The following is a 12,268-nucleotide window of genomic DNA, read 5'->3' as shown; positions in this document are numbered from 1 at the left end:
TTCTTAGCTGATGCCTTAATGAATGGTACGTCAGTAATTTAGCAATTTTAATCGTTAGCAATCAAAAGGCAGTTTTAGTGGAATTTTTGGCTAGGCTCGATATATCGTCTAACTATTTTGGTGTGGACTTCGCTGTGAATAACTTTGATTGATAAGTTGCCGTATGCCATGAACGCACCTCCTACTAACCATGTTGAACTCTTTCGCTATTTGCGCAGTGTTGTTGATACGACTGAGCAGTCCCGTGATCCTTACCCTAAATTCGTTCTGGTAGAAGCTTACTGGCATTTAGGCCGCATCATTGTAGAGACCGAGCAAGCGGGTACCGAACGGGCTGATTATGGAATTCACTTGATTGAGTTACTTTCTCAACGATTGACGGAGTCTTTCGGGAAGGGATACAGTCTACCTAATATGTGGCGGTTTAAGCAATTCTATTTAGCTTATCCAATTCTCTCCAACAAAGGGAGAGAATTGCCAGACCTCCGACAACATTTGCGAACAGAATTGGTCTGGTCGCATTATCGCCTGCTTATGCAAATTAAGAATTTACAGGAGCGAGCCTTTTATATGCAACAAGCTGCCGATGAACGGTGGACAGTCAAGTTGTTACAAAAGCTGGTTCGGTCTCGTTATTATTACCAGGCCGCCCTTGGTCAGGATCAACTTTTGGCTACCACCAAAAAGGTTGTTACGGCTACGAATCCATCCCATCGCCTGACCAGTGCACAACCCCAGAGTCTACGTACTCAAGTAGCGAATTTAAAGAAAACCTTGCTGGAGCGCTATGTAGGTTACGCTTTTGTTGCGCAACGGCAGTTTATTAGTAGTGATGGACAAGACAAATGGATTGATCTCGTATTTTTCCATCTGCTCCTCCAGCGATTTGTACTCGTTCAATTTGCTGAACACAACCCCGCCAATAGCGCCAGTTTTGCTCAACTCGTAGATGCTTATTTTTCTAAGCAACCGCCAACAATCAGTAAACCACCCGTTGGATTATTGGTCAACAATGAAGGAACTGTTCGATTAACTACCGTCAGTTTTGAATCAGGCTTACCAGCCGATGAATCTGCGCTATTGCCATTAACAGCCGCTCCTTAGACACCAAACGCTTTGGCCGTATAGCCACCGATATTCTGAATCTTGTTGTCAGAACGCATTAGCTGAATTTCGTACAATCGTTTGGTGATCTCGGCGGAACTCATTTTGTCCAGTATTGCCTGGGCCTGCTCCTTACGCAAGCGAAACTCATTGACCAGTCTACCAAACAGCGTTGTATCTTCGTCTTTGTAATCGATTATGATCTGCTGGGGGCCAGCCTGAATGGCGAAATGAAGCTCTGATACCCGACGTCCCTGCTTAACTGTGGTGTAGGTTACTCTCAGGTCCGTTTTTTCGTTGATCTCTTTTTGAGCGACGCTCAGTATACGTCGCTCGAAGTCGGCCCAGTTCCTGTACTGCTCGACCCCGGTCTTTTCATCGTAGAGGTACAGGCGACGTTTCAATTCGACTACCTCGATGGTTAGCTGGCCCAGATTTTTGTACTGGGCTAACATCTCATACACCCGCTTGGCATACTTACTGTCCAAGCTAAGAGCCATGTGAAGCTGAAACGCCGTAAAGTTTTGTTTAAGATCGAAGAAGAAAGGGCGAATCTTGGGATCAAGGCCAATTTCAATTACACCCTGCCCAGCAATGTATTCGGCTGACGAAATCATCGATACCTGCAACAAATTCCCATTAGGCCGGTGAATCTGTAAGACTCGACCGATCAACTGCTCAGTAGCTCGTTTAAAATCCTCATAGGAGTTTCGAGTAGCCGTTTTTTCCATAAGCTCCCGTACAGAAACATAATAGATAGTATCAGCCGTATCATCCTTGCGGAGCTGTGACATCATCATATAGATAATGTTTTTTTCCAGCGCATTCATCTCATAGCGGGCGCTAGTAATGGCATTATCCTGTACGATCAGTTTGTTATCCAGATCCATATTTCTGCTACTCTATCGATTAGAATCGCAAGTTATCAACAATTGCGACAATGAAAAGCGACGGTCGTAGTTCTTTGTCGTAGTTCACGAGGATTTTGTCGTAGTTCCACGAGGATTTTGTCGTAGTTCACGAGGATTTTGTCGTAGTTCCACGAGGATTTTGTCGTAGTTCACGAGGATTTTGTCGTAGTTGGAGAAGGCAACTAATTGAATATCAATTAGTTGCGCGTTTTCATAAATATTAAATATACTAAAAAATCTCAAAATTTGTGATAGGGTAAAGAAAGTTTTAAAAAAAATGTGGATAAAAATAGTCTTAAAGTTTACAGATTATGTAGAGTAATCAAAAAAAAAGCAAAAAGCAAAAAAGAAAATAGGTTAAATAAGGCAGACGCGGCCGATTTTCACGAGGATTTTGTCGTAGTTCACGAGGATTTTGTCGTAGTTCGCGTAGCATTTACATGATTGCATGTTAAATCAGAGACACTCGTTAGTTAGTTGTGAGTAAGGGAAATTAATATAAACTTGACAGTTCCTCTCGCTGTCGGGTACCCTTTATGATTATTACACAGGTATCATAGATACGATAATGACAACCAAGCATACTTGTATATATATTCCTAGGAATATGTAGTTTACAAAAGAAAATTTCTGGTAGGATAACTACCGAAACGTACTATAGCTAAAACCTCGCGTTTAATAAATTTTCAAATCAATAATTACGATTTGTATACGCACTTGAGTGCATTGATAGATAAAAGAAATACTGTTTGTAAGCTCAATAATCAAGTGGATTAAGCACTGGGCTGCACACCATTTATTATGGCTGACGAGGATTTTGTCGTAGTTCGAATCCATATACCTTTCAAATGCTATGTAGCAATATAACTGATCGTAAAGACTTATTTATCAGTATTATAAATTCTCATTAGTATTCTAGACAACACTTTATACTAAACTTATATTAAATCGTGGTGTATTCACATACGCGCATCTCGGACTAAGCAAACAAAACTTTCACAATCTAAAATCTATTAGGACATATTACAGGCTCCCCTATTACGACAAAATCCTCGTTATTTTCATTTAAATAAACTTTTTTAGTGATTTTCGTAGACAAAATAAGCTATGGAACTACGACAAAATCCTCGTCAATTGTTCCTAGCAAATACAACTCTTATTCTTGTTTATCGTACCGTATAGTACCGTTACTCTTAGTATCATTGAATCAACTCAAGTAACCTAGTTTTCCGCAGTCTTGATACTATATATTCTAGAACCAATTTGGAAGAACTTTTCAAGTATAAGTCCTACAAACATCTCTCACCTACTTATCAGTAGTTGTCAAATCGACGAGTGCCAACCAACCTCTCATTTAATCAATTGCGAGTAATCTTTATCTTCTACACCGGGTTCTATTTCTGACTACATCCTATAGTATAAGCTTACTAATATACTTCAGCTTGCTACTGTGTCGACAGCATTCTTTGGAAACTATCTATCTCTTCTCAAGTAAGCAACATTTAAAATGGTCCCGAACCATTCTTCTATTTACCCTTTTCAGTTTGGTATAAGCCAATTTACAATCCAACCCTGGACCATTGAGGAAGACATTAGGCAATACGCTCAACTCGGTATAGAAACAATTGAGGTCTGCGAACAGAAGCTTAACAAGAGCCAGCTCGCTGATCAAACGACGCAATGACCGACGCAAGGTTACTGATCAGTGCGGTACAACCACTAGTTCGAACCTTCGGGGCAAGTTGGATACAACCCGAGTCAATAGGTATCGACGCGCGCTAAGCACTTACAGAAAAAAATTAGATAACTAGCTCCCTTTACCCAGAGTCACCCGTTCGTGATTAATAGAAGTTAGCGTTGGCCTCCTGATAAAACAAACTATTCAGGAGTTGAAAAGACTATCTGCTTGGGTAACCGACCACGGCGTTCGTTTTCCTCTAAAACTTCTGAACGCCACCCTGATGAAGACCGAAACTACAATATGAACCATAGATCAGGCACTTGGCATTATTGATGCCGTTGGTCATAACAGTGTTGGCCTTTACGTTGACCTATGGCATATTTGATATAACGCTAATTGGACGAGGCTATTTGTGGAGCATCAGATCGTATTTTTTACTACACGTCAGCAACTGGCGAACCCCCCGATCCACAGGCGATCGTCTGATTCCTAGCGATAGTATTCTTCCATTCTCAAGTAGGCGTCGAGAACAAACACATCAAACCAAGTCCACAACGTCAATAACCAGTAAACATTGCTCCTAATAAGCATCGTCATGTCGGCGTCTTACATTGTGAGTTACCTCAATAGCCTGCTATTCATCAGCAACAAATATTGATACAGATACATCAATCTACAGAGTTGGTGGAACAACTACCTAGTGGTTTTTGGTTGATAGATCTTGAAGGATACATACTAGACTAACGAAATAGTAGGTTACTCGACAAACAAATTTATTCCCTAAGAATTTGTACTTCGAAGCAAGCTAGCTCATGTCATGTTAAGATCTAGTGCAAGTCTCTGACTATTGCGAATTCCAGCATAGTACAATGCTCACCACCTAAACAATAGCGGCCTGTTTCCTGATGAATACTAAAACGCTCAATATGCAAAATAAACGAACGATGAACCGATATATGCTATTACTCGTAGCAATAAGTTCGCTAACAGCTTGCGGACAGGATGCAGCCGATAACAAAACCGCGCCAACCGGCGGTTCGTCTGCCTCGGTCGAGACAAAGGCGCCGAATTCAGATTACAAGCCGGCATTTGCAGGCCAAACCCGAATTGCCAGCGTTAAAACGTCTACTCCCTACGAATACAAGGTACTAACCGAAGCGCTTCAAAGTCCGTGGGGTATCACCGGTTTGCCAGATGGTAGGCTGCTTGTTACCGAGCGGGAAGGAACAATGCGCCTGGTGACGGCAGCCGGTCAGGTCAGTGCTCCGATAACGGGCTTGCCATCGGTAAATTCATCTGGCCAGGGCGGATTACTGGGTGTTCGGATCGATCCCGATTTCTCGACCAATCGAATGGTTTACTGGGTATTTTCCGAACCTCGCTCAGATGGTAACCTGACGGCTGTAGCTAAAGGTAAACTATCCGCCGACGAAAAGAAGATCGAGAACGCAACGGTTATCTACCGTGCTACACCCGCTTACAAAGGCACGCTACATTATGGTGGACGAATTCTGATTGCTCCGGATGGAAATCTGATCATCAGCACTGGTGAACGTTCTGACTTAGTCACCCGTCCACAAGCGCAGTCGCTTAACTCGGGGCTCGGGAAAGTTATTCGCATTACAAAAGACGGTCAGCCTGCCTCTGGCAATCCCTTTTCCAGTCAGGCAAATGCGCGCCCGGAATTATACTCTTATGGCCACCGCAACGTACAGGGACTGGCTCTCAACGCAGCAACGGGAGACCTGTGGGAAGGAGAATTTGGTCCACGGGGTGGCGATGAAATCAACCGAATTCAGCCAGGTAAAAACTATGGCTGGCCAACGATCACCTACGGTATCGAGTACAGTGGCGAAAAGGTTGGTGAGGGTATTCAACAAAAAGAAGGGCTAGAGCAACCCGTATATTACTGGGACCCGGTGGTGTCGCCCAGTGGTATGACTTTCTACAACAGCGATGCTATACCCGAATGGAAAAATAACCTGTTTGTTGGCGCATTGAGTGGTATGCACATTGTTCGATTGGTTATCGATAATAATAAGGTTGTGGGCGAAGAACGACTATTGGCCGATCAGCAACAACGTTTTCGGGACGTAATGCAAGGAAGCGACGGTGCCTTATATGCAATTACAGATCAGGGGCGGCTTTACCGCGTGTCTAAAAAGTAATTACAATTAACGTTACTCCAGCCATCGGTTGATCCTGTATGGCTGGAGTAACGTTCGTACTCACTCGTTACTTTATATCAAAGGTTAAATCTTGTCAATTAGTACAGCTGTATATCCGTCTTATCCCTTCTTCGCAATGGTAATATAACCGTTAAAATCATCTACTTTCAGTTGTATTTTTAGATCTATTTTTAGATTGTAAACCAAACCTATTAAACGATCAGAAATTACATACAGAACAAAGTGAAATTATATTGTTTATCAGGTTTTTACGAATCAGAATAACCTTCAATGGCTGACAAGAAAAAGTAGGTACTATCTTGCCAAAAAGCTGCTTTCAGGCGGCCGATCTCTAGTTGCAATCATCTTCTCAGATAAGACAAGGAACGTGTCCAGCAGTTGTTCTTCAGCCAGAACGCTTGATTAGAGGTCGTGGAAGAATTTTAGGAATCGCTTATGCAGCGGGGTTGAATAGTTTTACTAATTTCTCTAAGCCTTCAGGCGAGTGCATCCAGTCTGTGTTGTCTAAAGTTTCTCTGCCTACTCTAGCAAATCGGTTAAACAGTTGCTTTTCGTAGTGAGCAATGGCCGATTGGGTATCCGCGAACTGATCACTGGTTAAGCATTCACTCAGCTCCAAAGCATCCAGCATAGCCATATTGACACCTTCACCCGCGTAGGGTGGCATGAGGTGTGCCGCATCGCCAAGTAACGTTAAGTTAGACTGTGCTTCCCAGGATTGGTCCAGTGGCATGCAGTATTGCGGGCGCACTATGAGTGGTAAACTAGCTCCTTCAAACAATTCAACCCAGATTCTGTCCCAGCCTTCGTAAGCACCCTCAAACAAAGTAAGCACTTGTTGACGATCCTTAAAATCAACACCGGTGTCTTTTGCCCAGTTAGCCGCTGCTTTCCAACCGGCATAAAAGTCTAAACTCCCGTCGCCTTTAGCACTGATGGTTATTGTTTTCGAATCGCCGAGGGCCATGATCTTTCCCCCTTTCAACAAGGCGTGAATCCGGGGCGTATTCGTTGCTGAATCATACACATTGCCTTCAACAATAGTAACTCCCGAGTAAAACGGCTTGATGGGTGTGACAAAAGGCCTAATTTTAGAATTGGCCCCATCAGCCCCAATAACAATGTCGGCGATAGCTGTAGCTCCGTTTTGAAACATTAGTTTCCAGCGCTTACCCACTGATTTAAGCGAGGTAATGTGACTATCCCAGACAAGTGTATCGGGTTGTAGCGAATCCAGTAAAAGAGCTCTTAGGGCACCCCGGTCAATTTCAGGTCTATGGTGTTCGTCTCCGAAGTGTGTAGTTTCACTTTTTGTATGTTCGTCATCCAGAATTTCTGCTTGCTTATTAACGACTCGCACTTTTTCGGCACCAGGCCGGTAACTTGCTTTGAAGGCATCCAGTAAGCCTGCTTTGCCTAAAGCGGCTAACCCCGATTCGGTATGCAAGTCTAAGGTACCTCCTTGAATTCGTTTTGTTCGATCGCTGTCCCGTTCGTATACGGTTACGGCGACGCCTTTTTTTTGTAAAAGTGTGGCCAGGGTTAAACCACCTGGCCCACCACCTATGATCGCTATTTGTTTGTCTTTTACCAGCATGTCTACTTATGTCAAAAAGTAATGCTCATTTTCTGTTGCAAAATTGGAGTTACTTTTAGGTGTAAAATAGCCCTGTTTGCTCTTATACTAGTCGCAAATGAAAATCTCTCTTACGGATAGCAACGGTTCAGGAATCCTCCGGGCTTTTGCGCAAGCGATTGGGGCCACCATTAGTGGTCGTTTTGTTTATATCCCAGAAAGTAAAGGCGGAGGCTACCTGACCGGCTTCACCTGGGGGCATGATCTGCGGATGATGGTGCGTCATTACTACCTCAAAGAAGACGTACTTATCGAGCGCACGAATGAACTGGTAGACGGTCAGGACGACGTTATTTTTTTGCTGAGCGGTGTTTATTCGTCCCCGCAAACCCAAACAGACTTAGCGCCCGAACGGGCTTATGTATTTATTTGTGTACAGGCCTTGTCGGCGCTTATGGAAATGCCTGCACACACGCTCTTCGGTAGTGTGACCATCGCCGTTTCCCGACAATACCTACGTCACCTATTTGGAGAAATTGACCATCCCATAGTGGCCGATCTGCTAAGAGCCAAAAACAATTTTGCGGTTGAAATTGACAGCTCACCCGAACTGGTCAAAACGGCTAGCGACATGTTGCATCAATCCATTCCCGAACGGTTGGAAAGCCGCTATTATAAGCTTAAATGTGAAGAAATGCTGTGCTACGTGTTTGCCTTGCTGATGCAACGAGAAGCCAAAGCGATGAGTAAGCTGCACATCAGCGACTTTAGATCTATTTACGCCATCAAGGAGCACTTACGGCTACATTTGGACGAAGCGCCAGCTATCGCTTCGTTAGCCCGCGAAGCGCACATGAGCCAACCAAAGCTTCGGAAGCTTTTCAGACAAACGTTTGGGAAAGGAATCTTCGAGTATTATCAGTCCATGCGGATGCAGGAAGCTGCCCGGTTACTCAAAGAAAAAAGGTTGACGGTTTCTGAAGTAGGCTACCAGTTGGGCTTTACAAATTTGAGCCACTTTTCCCGGGTGTTTGAAGAGCACATGGGTAGTACACCCAAGAAATTTTCAGCACTGCCCATCGGTTCGTAAGACAGAATTGGATTTACTGAACGCCAGAATTACGGCTCCAATAGCTGCGCACAATTCAAAAGAGCATTGGGAACAGCGCTCATAATGTCAAGCCTGACCCATGATCGTCAAAATGCAATCGACTTTTTCTGCCGATATGCCTGGAAGGTAAGCATAAACCAGATAAACGGTACGCGAAGATCAAGTACCCATAAGGCACCAAACAATAATGCGGTGAGTAGACTGACAAGCCCTATCTGTTTACCCTGCTTCCTGAATCAGGTTGACACAGACGTTCGCCAATGAACACGACCGCTACGCACAGAAACGGTCAAATTGCGTATAGCTGGTTATACTACTGGTAAGTCAGTACGGGGTAACCTTATTTGTGCTGATGTTTTGTCCACTGGAATCGGGCCAACAGGTTCAGCTAATCTTGCTGTTTAACGCTTGGCTTTGGGTTATTGAATGGAAAATTCAGACCTACTCCCCTACCCTATTGATAACTTATAAGGGCCTTTGTTGCCTCAACAAATGAATTACGCGCGACGCAGAATGCGACTATTTCTCTTCAATTGTACTTAGCAGGTAAAGTATATATAATGGTCTGTAAGTAGTTATTGGCGATAAAGGCCTAACTTTTTAGCTAAAAAAAACCTGCTTGACGAATTATTTTGGTTCAACAAGCAGGTTTGATGATCCGCACAAAACTGTCCATAATTGAACCCTTGATGGGAAAAGGCAAGGCTGCTTACATGGAATATTTCTTTGCTTCGCGCTGCATCTTTTCTTCAATGGCTTCCAGAATCCAATCATGGGTGGAGATACCAAGTTTTGGGCTTGCCAGTTTGCGTGGACGCTTCTCACGAAAGCTGGTGATTCTGTTTAATACACCCGCTGTCAGGCGTAGATTGAAGAATTTTACGGTATTGTCACCCTCGGTTGCCTTTTCAGTTTCCTTACTTTTGGGCTCTTTCTCCGCTTTTTTGGTGGGTGAGCCGCCCTTGTTGATAAAGGCGTCAATATCAGCCTCTGCCGGCTTTTTACGCACCGGCGGTAATGTGGTTGCCATGAAGAACGTGGTTAAATAGTGCGTTAATTTCTGCAACGGCTTTCAGATCAGGCTGCACCATTTCGAAAACGGCAAGTCCCACTCCTGCTGCATTACTAAAAGCTTTTCGGTTACTGATCGCGTACGGTACATACGTGATTTGCTCGTACGTAGCCAATGCCTGGGCGACTTCGCGGTTATCGGCACTCTTGATATCGGCACGGCTTAAGAACACGTACGGGATGATCGGCTCGGCGCGAATCGCCTGAACCTCGTCAATCACTTCAATGACCTTATTTATCGTCCATAAATCGAAGCTACGGGGAGCAAACGGAATCATAGACACATCAGCGACCGATAAAGCCGCCCGCTGGCTGGTGGTGTCCCGGCCGCCCGTATCGATCACGATATGATCGTATTTGGGCTTCATTTGCTCGACTTGTTTACGCAGGTTTGCACCAGTCATATTAACGAGCGTATAGCCGGTATTGCCAATGGTCTGTTCCCGCCATGCCGTAAAATCACTAGCCGTCTCCTGCTCATCGCCGTCGACTAATAAAACGTCATGACCTTCTTTGGCTAGCCAGGCTGCAAAATTGACCGCTAATGTGCTCTTACCAACGCCACCCTTTATAGAGTTAAAAGAGATGACCATTTAGATCTAATTTTAGATTATAATTTGATGTAGTAAAAGTATAAAAGAAAATGTATAATACTACTGTTTTTAGTAAATCTTCCAGATTTTAAATTAGATGCTATTTCTACATATTCTCTGCCCTAGAAAAGAGCAGATTATTGGTTCAAACAAGTACGATTTACCAATCTAAAAATAGATGTAAAAAAAGTATTATTTTAATACAAAAAATAGATTAGTCTTAAGATTTATACTTACCAATGTGAATGGGCATTATAGATTTTGAATTAGATGTTAATCTAGTACTAAATATAGACCTGTTTAAAGATATAGATTTGTATTAGGTTAATTACAGGAAGTATAATAGATTCGGTCTAAAAATAGATTGAAAATACAATCATAAATAAGATCTAAAAATAGATTGATTTACCACTCTAAAAATAGATTTAAAAATGCTCTAATAGAAACCTGTGGTGAGTACTAATTCAGTACAGACAATAGCTCTTACACAATCGGGCTGTATGGTAGTTAAAGATCTAATTATACACTTATTTAAGATCTATAACCAGTATAAAATACTGAACTTAAATACTTGATAAATAGAGATATGGTAAGAAGAATTTATACAGCTACTTACTAGATGAAACTGGGTGAATTACGAATCGGATTAGGTTTTCTAGGTTGGAAGTAGTAATAGGGGAGGGGAAGCAGGGAGGAGCGCAAGTACATAGACTATCATCGTAGACTAAAATTAGACAAGCTGTCCATGAGTTAGTACTATGAACAACTTGTCTGCGAAAGATAATTATAAACGTATGTTGTTAATTTAACGAGGGACGACTGGTTTCTACGGAGTTTTCAAAAACACCTTTCCAAACAAGAGCAGCCAGAATACCACCAATAACGGGAGCAATGATAAATAACCATAATTGGTCCAGTGCTTTGCCTCCAGCAAATAGAGCAGGACCAAGGCTACGAGCCGGATTAACAGAGGTGCCTGTAATTGGAATAGCAACTAAATGAATGAGCACTAAGCTAAGGCCGATGGCTAGACCTGCCATTGTACTGTTACCCCACACAGCGGTTGTTGTAAAAATAATTAGTAGGAATAAAAAGGTAAGTACTACTTCTGTTACGAAAGCTGACGTTGTGTTATAAGCTCCTAAGTAGCCGGGACCCCAGCCGTTGGAACCTAGCGCCCATTCGTTCATCATGAAGCCGGGGGCACCACTCTGGATCAGATAGAGTACAGCGGAAGCGATGCAGGCACCTGAGAACTGAGCAATGATATAACCTACTGCATCAACGGTCTTGATTTTTCCTGCTGTCAACATAGAAATTGTAATAGCTGGATTGATATGACAACCTGAAATAGGGCCAATTGCATAAGCCATAACGACAACGGTCAAGCCGAAGGCGAATGATATTCCAAGTAGGCCGATACCGGCAGGGCCACTCGATGAGATCCCTGATATACCTGCGGCTCCACAGCCAATGAAAACTAATGAGAACGTGCCAATAAACTCAGCTGAATACTTCTTCATAATCACAGTAGTTAAGAGATGGTGAAAACGATCTGTTAGACGGTGACAATGAATGAGGTAACGCACGGATCGAAGTCCCTAATCGAATGAGGCTATTTTGTGCAATAAGGACGCATAGTAGAGAAATCACTACTATTGAAATCGGGTAAGCTAGAACTCCTAGATCAGTTTATACAAAATGGCATGGTTGACTAAGCGTGTAACAAAGAGAAACCAAAACAAAAATTATAGTCTAAAGAACGAGCCTAACTTCTCGTGAGTGGGGTAATAGCCTAGTATATAGTAACTTATAATCATACATTAGAGACCTATTTGCTTTTAAAGGAGCGTTGAATTGTATATTGGAGATTAATCTAATTAATTGATTGTGACAATTGGCACAGAAAGTGTAACTATTTGCAAACACTTTGCCAGTTGTCAATAACCAGAAATAAAAATAGATATAAATTAAATTATAATTATTGTCGCTTTGTTAGTAAGTAACTGATAGTCAGAATATAGCGATCAAA

At 42.8% G+C, this 12,268-nt stretch carries 8 protein-coding genes; 3 read left to right on the top strand and 5 right to left on the bottom strand.

Translation table 11 applies throughout. From position 1 onward, the window contains the following. The first annotated feature begins 168 nt into the window (after positions 1–168). Positions 169–1,104, top strand: a complete 936-nt coding sequence (locus tag LQ777_RS29475) for a PDDEXK nuclease domain-containing protein (RefSeq protein ID WP_232564019.1) — start codon at positions 169–171, stop codon at positions 1,102–1,104. Here LQ777_RS29475 and LQ777_RS29470 read toward each other — a convergent pair. After that, on the bottom strand, positions 1,101–1,994 hold the full coding sequence (locus LQ777_RS29470; protein WP_232564018.1) for a replication initiation protein: 894 nt from the start codon (positions 1,992–1,994) through the stop codon (positions 1,101–1,103). The genes LQ777_RS29475 and LQ777_RS29470 overlap by 4 nt on opposite strands. A gap of 2,628 nt (positions 1,995–4,622) precedes the next feature. Here LQ777_RS29470 and LQ777_RS29465 point away from each other — a divergent pair. Beyond that, entirely contained in the window at positions 4,623–5,864 is a 1,242-nt protein-coding gene (locus tag LQ777_RS29465) for a PQQ-dependent sugar dehydrogenase (protein WP_425276973.1), read from the top strand. A gap of 454 nt (positions 5,865–6,318) precedes the next feature. On the opposite strand, the gene LQ777_RS29460 is transcribed toward LQ777_RS29465, so the two are convergent. Next, entirely contained in the window at positions 6,319–7,482 is a 1,164-nt protein-coding gene (locus tag LQ777_RS29460) for an FAD-dependent oxidoreductase (protein ID WP_232564017.1), read from the bottom strand. Between the two features lie 97 nt (positions 7,483–7,579). On the opposite strand from LQ777_RS29460, the gene LQ777_RS29455 reads away from it, so the two are divergent. Continuing rightward, positions 7,580–8,551: an AraC family transcriptional regulator gene (locus LQ777_RS29455; RefSeq protein ID WP_232564016.1), complete on the top strand. Its 972-nt coding sequence runs from the start codon at positions 7,580–7,582 to the stop codon at positions 8,549–8,551. Positions 8,552–9,281: 730 nt separating this feature from the next. On the opposite strand, the gene LQ777_RS29450 is transcribed toward LQ777_RS29455, so the two are convergent. From LQ777_RS29450 to aqpZ, 3 genes are all read right to left on the bottom strand, one after another. Next, positions 9,282–9,602 carry a hypothetical protein gene (locus LQ777_RS29450; protein ID WP_232564015.1) on the bottom strand — a complete coding sequence of 107 codons (321 nt, stop codon included), beginning with the start codon at positions 9,600–9,602 and terminating at the stop codon, positions 9,282–9,284. Next, complete coding sequence (locus tag LQ777_RS29445; protein WP_232564014.1) at positions 9,574–10,236, bottom strand: AAA family ATPase; 663 nt, start codon at positions 10,234–10,236, stop codon at positions 9,574–9,576. The genes LQ777_RS29450 and LQ777_RS29445 overlap by 29 nt, the downstream gene beginning before the upstream one ends. A gap of 800 nt (positions 10,237–11,036) precedes the next feature. Further along, positions 11,037–11,759: an aquaporin Z gene (gene aqpZ / locus LQ777_RS29440; protein ID WP_232564013.1), complete on the bottom strand. Its 723-nt coding sequence runs from the start codon at positions 11,757–11,759 to the stop codon at positions 11,037–11,039. Positions 11,760–12,268: the final 509 nt, after the last annotated feature.

The organism is Spirosoma oryzicola (genome assembly GCF_021233055.1).
Taxonomy (GTDB): Bacteria; Bacteroidota; Bacteroidia; order Cytophagales; family Spirosomataceae; genus Spirosoma; species Spirosoma oryzicola.
This window is presented reverse-complemented; position numbering and strand designations above follow the sequence as displayed.

Coding starts and splice junctions, on each gene's coding strand:
- LQ777_RS29475 (WP_232564019.1), top strand. CDS start 169: ATGAACGCACCTCCTACTAACCATGTTGAACTCTTTCGCTATTTGCGC.
- LQ777_RS29470 (WP_232564018.1), bottom strand. CDS start 1,994: ATGGATCTGGATAACAAACTGATCGTACAGGATAATGCCATTACTAGC.
- LQ777_RS29465 (WP_425276973.1), top strand. CDS start 4,623: ATGCAAAATAAACGAACGATGAACCGATATATGCTATTACTCGTAGCA.
- LQ777_RS29460 (WP_232564017.1), bottom strand. CDS start 7,482: ATGCTGGTAAAAGACAAACAAATAGCGATCATAGGTGGTGGGCCAGGT.
- LQ777_RS29455 (WP_232564016.1), top strand. CDS start 7,580: ATGAAAATCTCTCTTACGGATAGCAACGGTTCAGGAATCCTCCGGGCT.
- LQ777_RS29450 (WP_232564015.1), bottom strand. CDS start 9,602: ATGGCAACCACATTACCGCCGGTGCGTAAAAAGCCGGCAGAGGCTGAT.
- LQ777_RS29445 (WP_232564014.1), bottom strand. CDS start 10,236: ATGGTCATCTCTTTTAACTCTATAAAGGGTGGCGTTGGTAAGAGCACA.
- aqpZ (WP_232564013.1), bottom strand. CDS start 11,759: ATGAAGAAGTATTCAGCTGAGTTTATTGGCACGTTCTCATTAGTTTTC.